Source organism: Desulfosoma sp. (assembly GCF_052743555.1).
The window spans coordinates 74,207-90,954 of sequence record NZ_JBRAHS010000006.1; the positions used below are offsets into that span (position 1 = coordinate 74,207).

Consider the following 16,748-nt stretch of genomic DNA (forward strand, 5'->3'; position numbering starts at 1 on the left):
GGAGGTGAAGGATGAAAGGAAAGGCTAAGGATGAACGAGGTTTTACACTGGTAGAACTGGCCATCGTTTTGGTGATCATTGGCATCCTTTTGGGTGCTGTGCTCAAAGGCCAGGAACTCATCAACAATGCCAAAATCAAAAGGGCTTACAATCAGTATCGGGAAGTGCTGGCGGCCGTCTACGCCTATTACGACCGCTACGGCAAGTATCCGGGAGACGACCCCAATGCGGCGACCCGGTGGGCCGGCGCGAACCCTGTGCCGCAGTCCGGAAATAATGACGGCTTGATCAACGGGTTTACCTTCGGATGCACCACCCAGACGACGGAAACGTGTCAGGCCTGGTACCATATGCGATTGGCGAATCTCCTTGTCGGTTCGGGAGCCCAAGCGCCGTCCAACGCTTACGGAGGATCCATCGGTATCGGGTATGTGGCGGTTCAAGGTTTGACGACCCACTGGATTGGTTTTGACAATATGCCGGGGGATGTCTGCGCAAGTCTGGATCAGCAGTACGACGACGGGGTGTACAATACGGGAAGTATTCGCGGGTCAGGTGACTATGTGGCAAGTCCGAACGTCATCTACGATCTGTATTTCCGGCTGTAAGGCCCTATAGGAGGAACGGGTTTCTTTGCACCGGTTCCCTTTCCAATAGTCCGGGTCTTTTGCTTCGCTGAACCTTTGACCCCAGCTCACAATTCTCTCTGAAGGGGCGGAAGGGGGGGGACCCTTCCGCCCCAGCCACTTTCAAAAGAAAACTTAGGAAGAAGTCGAAAGGCCGAGTTCGAACAATCCCCAATGAGCGTTCGAATGTGGCGAAGAGCCCGGGGGTAACGGGTTTCATCAAAGGCTTGTTTCAAGAAGACGGCTTACACAAAAAGCCGACCAGGCTTTTGACCACTTGAGCCATGAACGGAAAGTCCAGTGTTTCCATGGTGTCCAGGACGGTATGGTAATACGGATTGCGATAAAAGGCGGAATCCGTGATCATGACGGCCTGGTAACCGGCGTCCCAAAACGGCGCGTGGTCGCTGAGGCGCACGGAGGGAATGGGCCAGCCGTTCAAGGGGACGGTCAAGGTAACCACGGGAAGCTGGGGATTGCGCCGAAACGATCTTTTCATGGCGCCAACCAGGTTACGAGAAGAAAAGTTGCCCACAATACCGATAAAATCCCCTGTGGACGGATAGTTCATGAAACCTAAGGGGAAAGGATAACTCTGACAGCCCGGTTGTCCACAGGTGTAGCCCACCATCTCTAAGCAGATCATCCCGTCAATACGCTCGTGAGCCTTTTTGGCATTTCGGGCACGGACGCGGCTTCCCATGTAACGCGTTCCATAAGCGGGAGGTTCTTCCAGCGCAAAGGCCGCGAACTGAATGGTGACCTGAGACATTGGTGCGCAGTGAAGGGCCTGCACCCATCGAGCCGTCTCCAAAAGAACGGCGACGCCACTGGCATTGTCGTCGGCTCCCACTGTTCCCGTCAAAGAATCGTAATGGGCTCCCACCACGTAACGGCGAAGAGGTTTTTCAACGGTGGTTTCCGCCAAGATGTTCGCCACTGTGTTTTTTTCGTAACGATAAGGCTCTTTCCACACGCGAAGCCCTGCCGACTGCAAGGTTTTCGCAATGTAGCGCGCAGCGCGTGCATGCCCCGAGAGTTTGTCCACGCTGCGTTCCCCGATCCCCACTGTGAGCACTTGCACATGGCACCGCAGAGCGTTTTCCACCGCGGCCAAGTCCAAATCATTTGAGCTCGTGAGCGGACCTGTCATGGCAGCACCTACAAAACGGATCATAACTCCTATTCCTGGACAATCTGCTGCAACGCCTTGCACCGTCAGTGTTCCGGGCAGGGGTGCCATGGCCCTTTACTCCTTGTCCTGAACGCGTTACACCAACGGCGCACCTTTCTGGCACGGGATGTGCTTTAGAATAAAAAAAACCCCGTGCTGGGAAAGGGGACTCCATGAACGTGATTTCCATAGAGCGTGCGCGTCGACGGCGTACGCAGGCGCGCGAACAGGCCTTGTATCAGGCCATCGAGCTGGAACAAGAACATGTTAACGCGACCTGGGAAAACCTGCAAAAACTGCCACCCCACCGCACTGTGCAGATCTTTTAAAAAAGTCTTCGATATGGTTTGTTCAAGCTTCAAAACTTGCATCAGCGCTTTGATTGACCTGGACACTGTCAGGCCTTCTGGGAGAAAAGTTTCTGCAAGATAACGTTGCCTCAAAGGAGCGGTTCACAAGGGGGAAGTATGGGCCACGAAGAGCGAAGACGGGAAAGGGATTCCCTGGGAGAAGTTCTTGTGCCGCGAGCGGCCTATTACGGTGCGCAGACCCAAAGGGCGGTGGAAAATTTTCCCATAAGCGGCCGCACCATGCCGAAAGCTTTTCTAAAAGCCTTGGCGCTGATCAAAGAAAAGGCGGCGGAAGTCCACGCGGCCCACGGCAGATTAGACCCGGTCCTGGCTGATGCCGTGTGTCGATCGGCTCGCGAGGTGCAGCAAGGACAACACTGGGACCAATTTCCTGTGGATGTGTTTCAGACCGGTTCGGGCACGTCCACGAACATGAACATGAATGAAGTGTTGGCCGGTCGGGCCAACGAAATCCTGACGGGACAACGGGGAGGAAAACATCCCGTCCATCCCAATGACCACGTGAACATGGCCCAGTCCAGCAACGACGTCATCCCGACAGCTCTGCACATAGCTGCCTGGCGCCTCATCAAGGAATCCACGCTGCCGGCCCTGGCCTTTTTGGAAAAGGCGCTTCGCGAAAAAGCCCAAGCCTTTGCCGATGTGTTGAAGATCGGCCGCACACACCTTCAGGACGCCCTACCGGTCACATTGGGTCAGGAATTTTCCGGCTACGCTCGACAGGTGGCTTTGGCTGCAGAGCGGCTGCGGTCCGTGGAGCCGCGGTTGTGCGAGGTGGCTTTAGGCGGAACGGCGGTGGGCACCGGCGTGGGAGTGCCGACGGGTTTTGTGACGGAAGTGCTGGATCGTATCAATAGGGAGACGGGCTGCACCTTCAGGGAAGCCGAAAACCACTTTGAAGCGCAAAGCGCTCAAGATGCCGTGGTGGAAACCGGAGGCGCCCTCAAGACCGCCGCCGTAAGCCTTTGGAAAATCGCCAATGACGTGCGTTGGCTGGCCTCCGGCCCGCGATGCGGTCTCGGTGAGCTGCAGCTTCCCGCCGTGCAGCCCGGATCCTCCATGATGCCCGGTAAAGTCAATCCCGTGATTCTGGAAGCCGTGCTTCAAGCCGCTGCCCGCGTCATAGGAAACGACACGACCCTCACCCTGGCCGGGCAGGCGGGTGTTTTTGAACTCCACATGATGCTGCCCCTTTTGGCGGATACTCTGCTGGAATCCATTGAGCTGATCACCCAAGGCGCCCGGGTTTTGGCTCAAAAGTGCATTCAAGGCATCGAGGCGCATCGGGAACATTGCGCCGCTTATGTGGAAAAAAGCCTGGCTCTGGCCACCTATTTGGTGCCGCTGGTGGGCTACGACAAAGCGGCGCAAGTGGCGCAAAAGGCCCACGGGGACGGAGTGACCGTGCGGGAGGCGGCTCTTGCCATGGGGATTGCCGACCCGGAAGCCATCGAAGCCGCCATGAAGCTTGGGGTGCCTCCTTCTCGCCCGTGACGGCCAAGGCGTCAAGACTCTGACAGCAAAGCCATTCGTGAACAAGCTCGAAAGGCCCTTGGAGATGGTTCGCCGACGAGAGGGGTGGTTTTCAAGGGAGAGGCATTTGTGGATTGCCGCGAAGGGAGTTGCCTTTGGGGTGCCGAGGGAAGGGCGGTCTTTTAGCCTTCCATCACGGCCTGGATTTTGCTACGTACGGCGGCAAGAAGAGGTTCTCGTGGAAAGATGCGGCGCCTTTGCGTCCACACAAGGTGGCGATGGAAAAACATGCCGTACAGGAGGAAAATCGGGTGGGTGTGTCCTTTATACGCAAGACGATTCCCAGTCCAAGTGCAGGCACCGCCGTATCGCCCGCTCACGCCGCCACTTTGGCTCGAGCCATGGGACAGCGGCTTTTTGAAAACGTGCTCCGTGGAGCCGAAGAAGGCTCGGGGTCTGTTCAGGGTGCAGGGGAAGAAATGGCTCTCATGAAAGAGCCGGTCCACGGGGAAGGCCTGCAACGTCTGCGGGCCCAAATGCAGATGGCGGATCCGGCAAGCTTGCAGGCTTTGATGACGGCAGCCTACCTCAAAGCCTCGGCCTTGGGGTCCGGATCAGCGGCATGGAAAGCCTTAAGACCCAACGGATTCAGTCTTTCCTCACAGGGGGCTTCGTCCGCGCAACCCGACGGCGCCCCTTCGGTCTTCTTGGACACGTCATCCCAGGAGAACCTCTCTTCTTCACCGGAGTCATCTCTCGGTGGTTTGTCGGCTCGCTTTGAATCCGGCGGGGCGGGGGTGGAGGCTGTGGGCTACGATCCCGCCGGAGGCACCTCCTACGGTGTGTACCAGATTGCGTCGCGGCCTGGCACCATGGCTCGCTTTCTGGATTTTTTGGCCCGTCATGAACCCCGCTGGGCTGAACGACTTCGAGCGGCGGGGCCCGCCAATACGGGGGGCACACAGGGGGCCATGCCCCGAGTGTGGAAGGCCATCGCCCGGGAAGACCCTCAGCGATTTGCCGCGCTGCAACAGGCTTTCATTCGGGAGACACATTATGAACCTGCGCGACAGGCCGTGCTGGTCGCGACGGGAGTAGACTTAAGTGGGGCGTCGCGGCCGGTGCAGGAGGTGCTGTGGAGCGCTGCCGTGCAGCATGGCCCGGCAATGGCTGCAGACATGTTTATTCGGGCCTTGAGCCGACAGGAAGGGCGTGTGGACGTCACGGATGAAACGGCGCTGATTCACGCCGTGTATCGGGATCGGAGCCGACTGAGCCGGTTTTCCTTAGGGTCCTTGCGGGACGCTCTTTTGCGGCGATATCAGGAAGAAAAAGCCATGGCTTTGGCCATGCTGCAAGGAAGTTCCGATTCCACAGCCTAGAAGCCGATTCGAACAGAGCTTTTCGGGGAATTTTTCGTTTCCTTCGGTATGAGCGGCGCACGCCGCGACGCCTGATCGCGTCTCGCGGCGCTCCTACAGTCGCAAGCCGAAAGGACGCAGCTCAACCCTTGGGGAATACGCTCTAAAGTCCGCGGCGGCGGCAAAAGTCCACCCATGGGGTCTGCATCAGCAGGCCAGATCCGGCAGGTTTCTGTAATATTCCAGGGCCTCGGGATTGGCTAAAGCGTCCTTGTTTTTCACTTCCTGATTGTGAATGACCTTGCGCACCGCCAGCTCCACCTTCTTGCCGCTGATGGTGTAGGGAATGTCCGGAACGGCGATGATCTTGGCCGGAACATGGCGGGGTGTGGTGTTGGTGCGAATGGCGGTTTTGATGCGGTTAACCAGGGCCTCATCCAAGGCGCAGCCGTCGCGGAGTTTGACAAAAAGAATCACGCGCACATCATTGTCCCAGTCCTGTCCCACCACGAGGCTGTCCAGAACTTCGGGAATGGTTTCCACCTGACGGTAGATTTCCGCCGTGCCGATGCGCACGCCGCCGGGATTAAGGGTCGCGTCGGAACGGCCGTAGATGATCACACCGCCGTGTTCCGTAATCTCAATGAAATCGCCGTGGTGCCACACCCCGGGAAAGACGGAAAAATAGGCATCCCGATATTTTTGACCGTCGGGGTCGTTCCAAAAGTAGATGGGCATGGAAGGCGCCGCGGCCGTGCAGACCAGTTCGCCCTTTTCGCCGACGACCGGTTTGCCGTCCTCATTCCAGGCTTCCACCTTCATGCCCAGGCCTCGACACTGGAGTTCTCCAGCGTAGACCGGGCCCATGGGGTTCCCCAGGGCAAAGCACGAAATGATGTCTGTGCCTCCGGAAATGGACGATAGACAAAGATCCGACTTGATGTCCCGGTACACGTATTCAAAACTTTCAATGGCCAAGGGTGATCCTGTGGACAGAACGGCCTTAAGGGCGCTCAGGTCATAGGATGCCTTGGGTTTGACGCCGGCTTTTTCCACCGCCGCCAAATACTTGGCGCTGGTGCCAAAGATGGAGATTTTTTCGTCCTGAGCCATCTGCCACATGGCGCCCGGGTCGGGATAAAAAGGCGAGCCGTCGTAAAGGAGCACGCGGGCGCCCAGCATGAGGGAGCTCACCAGCCAGTTCCACATCATCCACCCGCAGGTGGTGAAATAAAAAATCGTGTCGTCGCGGGTGACGTCCGTGTGGAGCTTCAGTTCCTTGAAATGTTGAATCAGGGTGCCCACGGTGCCGTGCACGATGCATTTGGGGATACCCGTGGTGCCCGAAGAGTACATGATGTAAAGGGGGTGATTGGCGGGAACTTGTTGAAAATCCACGCTGAGGCCCGATTCCTTGGCCATGAATTCGTCCAGCAGAACACCATTGCGCACGCGGCCGGGATCGGGGTTGGGTTGCGCATAGGGGATGACCACCACCTTTTCAATGGTTGGCAGTTCCTTGAGGATCTCGCTGATGCGTTCTAGGGAGTCAAAAGTCTTGCCGTTGTAGTGATATCCATCCGCGGTGAAGAGCACTCGAGGTTGAATTTGGCCGAACCGGTCCAGAACGCCCTTGATGCCGAAATCGGGGGAACAGGACGACCACACGGCACCCACACTGGTGGCGGCCAGCATGGCCACCACCGTCTCCGTCATGTTGGGCACAAAGCCGGCGATGCGATCCCCGGGCTGAATCCCCATGGCCCTCAGAGAAGCCGCCAGCCGGGCCACCCGGTCGTAAAGCTCCGCATAGGTGGTGTGCACCGTGGGACGCCCCTCGCCCTTAAAGCTGAGCGCAATGCGATCATCCCGGTAACGTAGGAGATTTTCGGCAAAGTTCAGCTGCGCTCCTTCAAACCAGCGGGCTCCAGGCATCTTGTGCACATCGTCCACCACCAGATCATAGCCGCGGCTGACCACAAAGCCCGCATAGTCCCACAGCGTCGCCCAAAAGGTGGGAATGTCCTCAATGGACCACCGATATAAATCATCGTAAGTGCGAAACGCTGTGCCGTGTTTGGCGTTCACATGCTGCAAAAATTGAAACATGTTCGTGCGGCGGATGCGCTCTTCGCTGGGTTGCCATAGCAGTCGACTCATGAAAGCCTCCATTTGCGATGAATGTGGTCCTTCCCCCAGATGCCCTGGCATGCCTTCCATCCGCATGCCAACCGCTGAAAAGGAAGAGCGAAGTGAGTTCCAGAGGCGTGGTCGCAAGAAGACGCGGTTCGGCGGCCACGAATAGAAGCACAGCCTAATGCTAGCAGGTTTTTTATGTGAACAAAAGTTAAAACTACGCAAACATGCGCTGGCCCTAAAGTTCCGCAGGACCTGCGGGAATGAGGCAAACAAAGCGCAGGGGCTTATCGGAGGTGTTCTTGATTTGGTGTTCTTCGTTGGGAGGAATAAATAGGGCGTCGCCTTGGGTGATGGGCACCCACCGGCCTTCCTTGTAGGCGGACCCGTGTCCTTCGTGGATGAAGATTTCGTGTTCCCAGTCGTGGGAGTGTCGAGGGGTGTGGCCGCCAGGATGGATTTCAAAGAAGCGCATGCAAAAGCGCTGAGCGCCATCCTGTGATCCGATAAACACGCGGCCTGTGACGCCTCGAGCGGCCTCATTGTCGAAAAAGATGCCGGGAATATCCTAGTAGGATTGAATCTTCATGGTTCACGCTCCTTGCCGTAAGATAAGGTTGAAAAGGAAAGGGCATTGAGGGTGCGGCACCTTAGATTTAAAACGTTTTTCGTGGGTCTGACAAGCAAAAGGAATGGCGAGCATGGGCCGGTTCTTCGGTGCGCAGGTGCCTCAAAGTCTTCGATGGGTGCATGTCAATATGCCCTGGGCCATGTTGCCCAAGTATCTCGATGTCATTCGTGAGGAACGGTTTCATCTGGAACTGGGTTTTACAGGCGACGATTTGGACTGTTTGGATTGGAAAGCCCTGGACGGCACCGTGGCTTTGTTGACATCGTGGGGATGTCGACTGACGCTTCATGGTCCTTTCTGGGAGCTGTGTGCGGGCAGCTGTGATGCCCTGGTCCGTCGGGTGAGCCTTCTGCGGTGGCATCAGATTTTTGACGTGGCGGCACGAGTGCAACCGACGCAGATTGTCTGCCACACGGGCTATGATCCTCGCCACCATCGTGAACAAAGGGCGGCGTGGTTGGAAAGGGCCCTGGCGTTGTGGGAGCCTCTGGTGCATCGCGCTCATCGGGACAAAGTGCGTCTGTGCCTGGAAAATGTGTGGGAAGAAGATCCGTCCCTGCACGAGGAAATCTTTTCGCGGCTGGATTCGCCGTTCTTTGGATTCTGTCTGGACGTGGGCCATCAGCACGCCTTTTCGCAAACGAGCCTTAAGGAATGGCTGGAGGCTTTAAGCGGGCGTCTGATGGAAGTGCACCTGCACGACAACGACGGGACTCGGGATACCCATCTGCCCGTGGGCATGGGGACCATCAACTTTGCGTATCTTTTTGAAACCTTGGTGCGCCAAGGACGAAAGCCGCTGTTGACGGTGGAACCTCACACCAGAGAGCATCTTGTGAAAACCCTGGTCAATCTGGACAAGGTTCTTCCCGACGCGTGGTTTAAGAAGCGTTGGGGGACGAGGCCTTAAGGACGTTGCGGGGTGCAGGCTCTGGAGACGGCCATGGCGCGATAACCTTTTGCGACGGGGCGGCGCTCGGATAGGCGAGATCATCCGATAACATGCATGTGAGGAGCGTGTCCGAGAACACCTTTTGTCGAGGCGGCGCAAGCCGCGAAACCTTGTCTCGGCTTGCAGCGCATTTGCAGCCTCAAGCCGAATGGACGCGACCAAACTATTCTCCGATGAGCTTCAGAGGGGGGCGGTATGGCCATTGTGGAAGTCAGTGTGGTGCCGTTGGGCACGGCGAGGACGAGCCTGAGCAATGAAGTGGCCCGGGCGGTGGCCGTTTTGCAGGCGAGCGGCCTTTCTTACGAATTGACAGCCATGGGAACCATCATCTATGGAGATTTGGACAAGATCCTGGAAACCGTTCGAGCGATGCACGAAAGCTGTTTTCAAAGTGGCGTGCAAAGGGTCCTGACGCAGATCAAGATCGACGATCGCCGTGATCAAGCGAGCACGCCGCAGGAGAAGGTGCGTTCTGTTTTGGAAAAAATGAAAGGTGCTGTGCCATGACCCATCGGGGTGGGGAAGACATGCGTGAACTTGTGTATTATCTTGCAAGATCTTTGGTGGATCACCCGGACAAGGTGGTCTTGGAAGAAAAAAGCAGTGGTGACACGGTGCTCTTTGAACTGTCTGTGGCTCCTGAGGATATGGGCAAAGTCATCGGAAGAAGCGGTAAGACCATCGAAGCCTTGAGAACGGTGGTGCAGGTTGTGGCGAGCAGTATGGGAAAGAAGTGCCGTTTGGAAATTCTCGGCTGAAGGCGGGCAGGGCGGTGCCGCAGCGAACCCTTTGTAAGGATGCGGAGGAGAGGGCATGACCACACATTTCAGAGAATTGGCGGCGGAGGAGCTTCGAGCGAGCGTGGACCCGAACGCTTTTCCCTTTGAGCACACGGGGGTTCTCACCCCGTTGGAAGAGGGTGTTGTGGGCCAGGAACGAGCCATCGACGCCATCAAGTTCGGTATGGGGATGAAGGAAAAGGGCTACAACATCTTCATTGCCGGTCCCGCCAAAGCAGGGCTTACCTACATCGCCCGTACCTTTTTGGAAGAACAGGCCAAAAAGGAACCGACGCCGCCTGATTGGTGCTACGTCTACAATTTCAAGCAACCCGACGAGCCCAAGAGCCTTTGCTTGTCGCCCGGCCGCGGCAAAGAACTCAAAAAGGACATGGAATCCTTTATTCAAACGCTGCAAGCCAAGATTCCCGAAGTGTTTGATAGCGACGACTACCGCGCCAAGGAAGCGGAGGTGCATCAGGGCTTTGAACGGCGTCGGCGCCAGATTATTGACGAATTGTCGGAGATGGCACGCGAAGAAGGCTTCATTTTGCAGTTTTCTCAAGTGGGCATGGTGATCATTCCGGCTAACAAGGAAGGCCAGCCCATGGGGCAGGAGGAGCTGAGCGAGCTGAGCGACGAGGAGAAGAAAGCCCTTCGGGAGAAGAGCGACGAGCTTCACGAAAAGATGAAGGCGGCCATCAAGCGCATTCGTCAGGCCGAAGCCGAATTCAAAGAAAAACACGCCAAGCTTGACAACGAAATTGCTATGTTCGTGGTGGGTCAACTTCTGGAACATTACCTGGAAAAATACGAAGACGAACCCGGTGTCCTGGAATACCTGAAGGCCGTTCAGCAAGACATTTTGGAAAACATCGATGAATTTAAGAAGAAACCGGAAGGCCAGCAGCAGGTGGGCCCTTTTCCCATGCCGCCTCGAGAAGCGGCCATGCGCCGCTACGATGTCAACGTGCTCATCGACAACTCCGAAACCCAGGGAGCTCCGGTTGTCATCGAATCCAATCCGGCCTACCCCAACCTTTTCGGAAGCATTGAGCGGCAGGCTTGGTTCGGTGCCTTATTTACGGATTTCACCATGATCAAGCCGGGAGCCCTGCACCGGGCCAACGGCGGCTACCTGGTCATGAAGGCTTTGGACCTTTTGAAATGGTACCTTTCCTGGGAAGCCATCAAGCGAGCGTTGCGCGACGGGGTGATTAAAATCGAGGATCTTGGGGAACTGTACGGCATTTTCAGCACGCGCACCATTCGCCCGGAACCCATTCCCATGGACGTCAAGATTGTGCTCACGGGCGATCCCTACCTCTACCACCTCATGTACATTTACGACGACCGATTCCAAAAGCTTTTCAAAGTCAAAGCCCACCTGGACGACCAGATGGATCGCACGGAAGACACGGTCCTTCAATGTGCCCGCATGATCAGCCGGTTTTGCGAGGAAAACAAGATTCGCCATCTGGACCGCACGGGTGTGGCCCGCGTGCTGGAATACAGCATGGAGGTGACGGGGGATTGGGACAAGCTGAGCCTGGAGCTGGGGGATATCAGCGATCTGCTGCGAGAGGCCAACTATTTCGCCGCCTTGGACAGGGCCGAGTTCATCGGCCGAGACCATGTGCATCAGGCGGTGCAAAAGCGCATCTACCGAGCCAACCTCATTGAGGAACGGGTCAAGGAACTGGTCAAGAAAGACATCTTTTGGGTGGAGACCACGGGAAGCAAAGTGGGCCAGGTCAACGGGCTTTCGGTCCTAATGACCGGCGACCACGAATTCGGCAAGCCCAACCGCATCACGGCCACGGTATCTGTGGGACGCGACGGCGTGGTGGCCATCGAACGGGAATCCAAACTCAGTGGGAACATCCATACCAAGGGTGTGATGATCCTGACGAGTTTTCTCAAGGAACGCTTCGCCCACAACAAACCCATTTCCCTGACGGCCACCCTGTGTTTTGAGCAGAGTTACGGTATGGTGGAAGGAGACAGTGCCTCCAGCACTGAACTTTACGCCATTTTGAGTGCTCTTTCCGGTGTGCCCATCAAGCAGGGCATTGCCGTGACGGGGTCGGTGAGCCAAAAGGGTGAAATTCAGCCCGTGGGCGGCGTGACGCCAAAAATCGAGGCCTTTTTTGATATTTGTGCGCACAAGGGCCTAACGGGCGACCAAGGCGTGATCATTCCCGAAAAGAATGTGCGGAACCTCATGCTCAAGCAAGCGGTGGTGGATGCGGTGCGGGAAGGCAAGTTCCACATTTGGCCCGTGAGCCGTATTGAGGAGGGCATCGAGATCCTGACGGGCGTGCCTGCCGGAGAACTCCAGCCCGACGGCACCTATTCGGAAGGGACCATCTTCCGCAGGGCCGACGACCGTCTGAAAGAAATTGCCGAAATCGTCAAAAAATTCGGAAAAGAGGAAAACGGCGCCAAGGGCGCCTCAGAGGAAGGGGGCGAGGCGGGATGCCCCTCCTGCGATCGGTAGATAAAGCGGCGTAGTGCTCTTTGCCCGAGAATGACACGCGGCAAGGGTGCACGCCGCTCGTGCATCCTGGACGTTTGCACTGCCCCGGGGCCGGCTGGCAAGCTTTCAAAGCTGCCAAGGCGCGGCCCCGGACGATCGTGCCACAACGCTTCACGGCGGGCCGGCGGGTATTTCCGCCGCCTCTGCTGGTTGCAATGCCCTTCAAGGCCAACCGTGCATCGGTCGTGCCCATTTCCAAAAGCTCTTTCGGCCGGCTGTGGTGTGCCCGTCTAATTTTGCTCAGCTCCCCCTGTATGAAAAGCTGCGTAGGCCGGGTACGGGTCTTCAGCCGGGTGCAGGGAATAGGCGGTCTGTGGGCCCCAGACGGGCTCGAGTTTGGGCGCACTGCAGCGCGTACAGATCGCCCAGAAGTTGATAAAAGACGTCGTCCGGGTCGCCTTCCGTGTGGCACACCAGATGGCTATGGGGAGGTAAAGGTTCAGTGATGGGTTCGGCTTCTTGAAGAAAATGTGGCAGGTGGTGGATTCGGGCGTCGGAAAGGCCTGGCTGTGAAGACCGTTTCGCCAGGCGCTGTGCCAGGGTGTTTTCAGAACATCGGCATTCCACCACGATGATATTGGCGTCTTGGTCCTGGGCCAATCGCAGGGCTTCTTCCCGCCACTTGCGCTCGCCGAACGTGGCATCCAGAATCACGGAGCGCCTCTCCTTAAGCTGTTCATGGGCTCGGTTCAAAAGACGGGCGTAGACCATGCGGCGCCGATCCTTGTGGTAGAGCCCAGCGCCGTAAGCCGTCTTTTCCGGTAAGCCTTCCTGAAATTCTCGAAACAACTCCCGCCGAATGGCATCCGTTGCCACCAAGGAGAGGCGAAATGCTTCGGCCAGCTTTTGTCCATGAAAGGATTTTCCGGAACCCGGCAACCCGCAGAACACGTACAGGGTGGGGCGGGTCATGGTGGCGGCGTAGGCGTAAGCGAGATCCAGAAACCGGGCCGCGAGGCGTCGGCCGGCCGCAGCTTCCGGGTCCTGAAAATTTCGACCTTCGTCTTCGGTCAGTTCCCGGTGCCTCAAACAGGACACCTTCACCCGTACCATGGCTCGATAACACGCATAGAAATCCAGCACCCGGTACAGGGAAGGGTCGTGAGCCCGGCGTGCATAAGCGTGAAGTACCAAGAGGCTCTGTGAAAAAGCGCCTCGATGATCCAGGTCCAGGTGGAGAAACGCAAGGTCGGCGGCGGCATCTCCAAAGCGAAATCGATCGTTGAATTCGATGGCATCGATGATTTGAATGGCATCGTCCACGAAATAGATGTGGTCCGTGCGTACATCGCCGTGGCCGTCGCAGATGCGGTCTTCTTTGAGCCGAGCCTCAAAAAGGTCGCTGTGGCTTTCCATAAAAGCCTGGTTCACGTTGTGAATAAGATGCCACTTTTCCGCATTCAAAAGCGTGCCGACAAAGGGTGCGGTCTGATCAAAATTTTCCATGACATTTTGAGAGATGACGGCGAGGGTGCCGAAACGTCGAATCTCATCGTTTCTTTCGGCCTGAACGTAAAGATCCGCCAGCCGCTCCCCCAGCTGTCGCCAATGCTCGGCTTTTAAGGCGCCCTGGGCCAGGAGCGCTTCAAGGCTTTGGTGCCAAGGAAGCTGCCGCATGACCACGGCGCATTCCACGAGGGATCCGGGTCCACCCAGGGACAGGGTTCCGGAAGGGGCTTGCCGAACCGTCGCCACCTTGTCATAGACGCCGCGGCTGAATCGCTGATTGAGGAGTACTTCGCGGCGGCAATAATGGCATCGGGATTCCAGGCGGCTAAAGTCGAGAAAACCGAAATTGACGGGTTTTTTCAGCTTGTAGACCCAGGGGCCTGTAAGGAAGACGGCCGAAATGTGGGTATCAATCCTTTGAATGGTGGTCACGGGGTGAGGGTAAAAAGAGGGATCGGTAAAAGCGCGGCACACCGTTTCAAAGGCGGCCATGGCGTTCTCCATGGGCATGGCCTCCTCATGAACTGAACGGCGCCTCACAAAGCGCGTTCGATAAACGCATAAGCGCTGTGGTTGTGAATGGATTCAAAATTTTCCACATCCACCTGAAACCATAGAATGTGGGGATTTTTTTTTAGCCGATAGGCCACATCCCGCACCACATCCTCCACGAACTTGGGATTTTCATAACCCTTTTCCGTGACGAATTTTTCGTCGGGCCGCTTGAGCAGGGAATACACTTCGCACGATGCGGCTTCTTCCACGATGCGGATGAGATCCTCGATCCAAATGAATTTTTTAAATCGTACGGCGAGCCGCGCCGTGCCCCTTTGGTTGTGAGCCCCGTGCTTGGAGATTTCACGCGAACACGGACACACGGTCGTGATGGGAACATTGACTTCCACCACAAGGTCAAAGTTGTTCTCCCCGCTCAGGGACCCGCTCACTCGACACAAGTATTCCATAAGTCCCGATGTGCCCGTGACAGGGGAGAATTTTTCGATAAAGTAAGGAAAGCTGATTTCCAAGTGGGCCGATTGGGCGTTCAGGCGGCTCTGCATGGCTTCCAGAATCTTGGAAAATTCTCGAATATCCAGATGTCCGTAAAACTCGTTGAGGATTTCCACAAAGCGACTCATGTGGGTGCCTTTGAATTCCCGTGGCAGATTGACATACATATTGATGCTGGCCACGGTGTGCTGCACCCCGTTTTTTTTGTCCATCACGGTGAGGGGATAGCGAATGTTTTTGACCCCCACCTTATCGACGTGAATATTTCGATGATCGAAAAGACTTTGAACGTCGATCATGGTCACAATGTTCTTATGCGGGCATGGTCTGTTGCCGGGTGAGGTTTTCAGCGATGGTTTCCAGGGCTTTTCGCGTGGAATCCTTGATGAGGTCGGCAAAAACCCCGGCGCAATCCGCCTCGATGAGGCTTTCATCATAGGGAATGAAGCCCAGAAACGCGAATCCGTTCAGGCTGCTTAGCAAAAAAGCCTGGTCTTTGTCGTTGCGAATCTTGTTGCCCACCACGTACACGTTGGCGATGCCGATGTCGGCCGCGAGCTGTTGGACTTTCAGGGCCGTTTCAATGCTGCGTCGTCCCGGTTCCACCACAATGATCAAGGCATGGACGGCTTTGGAGGTGCCGCGGCCCAGATGTTCGATGCCGGCCTCCATGTCCATGACGACCACTTCGTCCCGCCTGAGGATCAAGTGGTGCACAAGATTTTTCAGAAGCACGCTTTCCGGGCACACGCAGCCCGTGCCCCCTTTCTTGACACCGCCCATGACCATGAGTCGAAGACCCGGGCCGCACGGGACGGCGACTTTTTCAGGCAGGTCGTCTACTCTGGGGTTCATTTTAAAAAAGCCGCCAAAACTTCCGGGCACGGATTCGGTCCGCTCGGCAATCAAGGCTTTCATTTGAGACAGGGGCGTGATGGCCGCCGCATCGGCGATACCCAGGGCATAGCCCAAGTTGGCGTCGGGATCAGCATCGATGGCCAGGACCGATTTGCCGTGCTCGGCGAACCATCGCGCCAAAAAGGCCGAAAGTGTTGTCTTGCCCACACCACCTTTGCCGCTCACGGCAATCTTCACGGGTTGATCCTCCCTGCACCATGGAACGGAACAGCACATTGAGCGTCGCACAGCCCTTTTAATACGTCCCACCAGGCCTGACAACCCTTAATGGTGCTCAAGGCAGGCCCACAGGCCCAGCGGGGTGTGAGGCTTTGCATCTTTGGGTTGCGCAGCGTTTCAGCGGCTAAAACCATGGTCGAAGCTTTTCGCGAATTTTTGCTATAGGTTTTTTAAGTTCGGATCACTGCCGCCGGCCATCCTTTCCCATCAAGACGTTATCGCTCCGGTTTCCCAGAGACATGGGCGCCGGGGGGCCTTGAGGACCTCGTGAAAAGGGAGGGTACGCATGGTGGATTTGCTGATGCAGGCCCTCGATTACCTTAGAGATCCTTCGAAGGCTTTTGACCTTTGCGGATGGGGGCGCTCCCCAACGACGGACCCTAAAGGCGGACTGTTTTTCATCGTGGAGCATCTCGTGCCCGCCTTGAACGCCTTGAATGTACCGGTTTTCGTGGGATGTTTCCGAGGATTTTCAGGAAATTTCGGTGGGTGCAAAGCTGCTGGCGCACGCTGTGGCGGACTTGGCCGCAGAGGCCTTCCTCTTGAAAGGCGCCGCCCGCATCCATGTGGAAGGGCGGGTCGAAGGGGAAAGACACATCGCTTGTCCCACCGCCACGGCATCGGGACAGAAGGTGTGCTTGGTTCTCACTGCACCGGATCTGCGCCTGAGTCCCCTGGAATTGGATCGGATCTTTGAACCGTACGCCTTCAGGCATTTGGCTGTGGGAAAAGGATTGGGAGGGTCCACGGCGTATTTGGTGGTTCGCCGGCGTGGGGGTCATCTCGCTGCCGTCAGGGACGACGGTGCGGAAACCCAGCTGATCGTCTGCCTTCCCGCGGGGACGTTTCAGAAATCTTCAGGGGTTGATAGGGATGGGCCGACGAAAGAGCGTGGTGCATTCACGGCACGGCTGCTCATTATGGATGATGAACACATTGTTCGTGAAACCTTGAGGGAGATTTTACAGCTCAAGGGCTTTGAGGTGACGTTGGCGGCGGACGGGGATGAGGCCACGGCGCTGGATCAGGCGGCACTGGTTGAGGGAAAGCCGTTTGATGCGGTCATTTAGGATCTCACGGTGGTGCGCGGGCTGGTACGGCGCGATCTG

General features: G+C 56.8%; 15 protein-coding genes. 9 read left to right on the plus strand and 6 right to left on the minus strand.

Annotation, left to right across the window (positions count from 1 at the left end; all coding sequences use genetic code 11):
* Positions 1-11 precede the first annotated feature (11 nt).
* Positions 12-608 (plus strand): type II secretion system protein, encoded by a 597-nt coding sequence (locus tag ACUVSA_RS05305; RefSeq protein ID WP_445894050.1) that lies wholly within the window; start codon positions 12-14, stop codon positions 606-608.
* Between the two features lie 250 nt (positions 609-858).
* Here ACUVSA_RS05305 and ACUVSA_RS05310 read toward each other — a convergent pair whose 3' ends face one another.
* Complete coding sequence (locus tag ACUVSA_RS05310) at positions 859-1,779, minus strand: M28 family peptidase (RefSeq protein ID WP_445892503.1); 921 nt, start codon at positions 1,777-1,779, stop codon at positions 859-861.
* Between the two features lie 194 nt (positions 1,780-1,973).
* Between ACUVSA_RS05310 and ACUVSA_RS05315 the strand changes: the two genes are divergently transcribed.
* From ACUVSA_RS05315 to ACUVSA_RS05325, 3 genes are all read left to right on the plus strand, one after another.
* Complete coding sequence (locus tag ACUVSA_RS05315; protein ID WP_445892504.1) at positions 1,974-2,129, plus strand: hypothetical protein; 156 nt, start codon at positions 1,974-1,976, stop codon at positions 2,127-2,129.
* 138 nt (positions 2,130-2,267) lie between these two features.
* On the plus strand, positions 2,268-3,665 hold the full coding sequence (locus ACUVSA_RS05320) for a class II fumarate hydratase (protein WP_445892505.1): 1,398 nt from the start codon (positions 2,268-2,270) through the stop codon (positions 3,663-3,665).
* Between the two features lie 257 nt (positions 3,666-3,922).
* Positions 3,923-5,026, plus strand: a complete 1,104-nt coding sequence (locus ACUVSA_RS05325; RefSeq protein WP_445894051.1) for a VgrG-related protein — start codon at positions 3,923-3,925, stop codon at positions 5,024-5,026.
* Between the two features lie 186 nt (positions 5,027-5,212).
* Here ACUVSA_RS05325 and ACUVSA_RS05330 read toward each other — a convergent pair whose 3' ends face one another.
* Positions 5,213-7,165, minus strand: coding sequence for an acetoacetate--CoA ligase (locus tag ACUVSA_RS05330; RefSeq protein ID WP_445892507.1), 1,953 nt, complete (start codon positions 7,163-7,165; stop codon positions 5,213-5,215).
* Between the two features lie 214 nt (positions 7,166-7,379).
* Complete coding sequence (locus ACUVSA_RS05335) at positions 7,380-7,655, minus strand: cupin domain-containing protein (RefSeq protein WP_445894052.1); 276 nt, start codon at positions 7,653-7,655, stop codon at positions 7,380-7,382.
* 187 nt (positions 7,656-7,842) lie between these two features.
* Between ACUVSA_RS05335 and ACUVSA_RS05340 the strand changes: the two genes are divergently transcribed.
* The 4 genes from ACUVSA_RS05340 to ACUVSA_RS05355 all read left to right on the plus strand — a co-directional run bounded on the left by ACUVSA_RS05340 (position 7,843) and on the right by ACUVSA_RS05355 (position 12,003).
* Entirely contained in the window at positions 7,843-8,682 is an 840-nt protein-coding gene (locus tag ACUVSA_RS05340; protein WP_445892509.1) for a sugar phosphate isomerase/epimerase family protein, read from the plus strand.
* 237 nt (positions 8,683-8,919) lie between these two features.
* Positions 8,920-9,231 (plus strand): MTH1187 family thiamine-binding protein, encoded by a 312-nt coding sequence (locus tag ACUVSA_RS05345; RefSeq protein WP_445892510.1) that lies wholly within the window; start codon positions 8,920-8,922, stop codon positions 9,229-9,231.
* On the plus strand, positions 9,228-9,482 hold the full coding sequence (locus tag ACUVSA_RS05350; RefSeq protein ID WP_445894053.1) for a KH domain-containing protein: 255 nt from the start codon (positions 9,228-9,230) through the stop codon (positions 9,480-9,482). Before ACUVSA_RS05345 ends, ACUVSA_RS05350 begins: the two co-directional genes overlap by 4 nt.
* A 55-nt stretch (positions 9,483-9,537) precedes the next feature.
* Positions 9,538-12,003 (plus strand): Lon protease family protein, encoded by a 2,466-nt coding sequence (locus ACUVSA_RS05355; protein WP_445894054.1) that lies wholly within the window; start codon positions 9,538-9,540, stop codon positions 12,001-12,003.
* Between the two features lie 324 nt (positions 12,004-12,327).
* On the opposite strand, the gene ACUVSA_RS05360 is transcribed toward ACUVSA_RS05355, so the two are convergent.
* The 3 genes from ACUVSA_RS05360 to ACUVSA_RS05370 are packed head-to-tail and all read right to left on the minus strand — an operon-like array spanning position 12,328 to position 15,597.
* On the minus strand, positions 12,328-13,995 hold the full coding sequence (locus ACUVSA_RS05360; protein WP_445892513.1) for a bifunctional aminoglycoside phosphotransferase/ATP-binding protein: 1,668 nt from the start codon (positions 13,993-13,995) through the stop codon (positions 12,328-12,330).
* Between the two features lie 32 nt (positions 13,996-14,027).
* Positions 14,028-14,801 (minus strand): GTP cyclohydrolase FolE2, encoded by a 774-nt coding sequence (folE2, locus tag ACUVSA_RS05365; RefSeq protein ID WP_445894055.1) that lies wholly within the window; start codon positions 14,799-14,801, stop codon positions 14,028-14,030.
* Between the two features lie 13 nt (positions 14,802-14,814).
* Positions 14,815-15,597 (minus strand): ATP-binding protein, encoded by a 783-nt coding sequence (locus ACUVSA_RS05370; protein ID WP_445892515.1) that lies wholly within the window; start codon positions 15,595-15,597, stop codon positions 14,815-14,817.
* Positions 15,598-16,124: 527 nt separating this feature from the next.
* Here ACUVSA_RS05370 and ACUVSA_RS05375 point away from each other — a divergent pair.
* A complete protein-coding gene (locus ACUVSA_RS05375; protein ID WP_445894056.1) occupies positions 16,125-16,709 on the plus strand; it encodes a hypothetical protein in 585 nt (194 codons plus the stop codon).
* Positions 16,710-16,748: the final 39 nt, after the last annotated feature.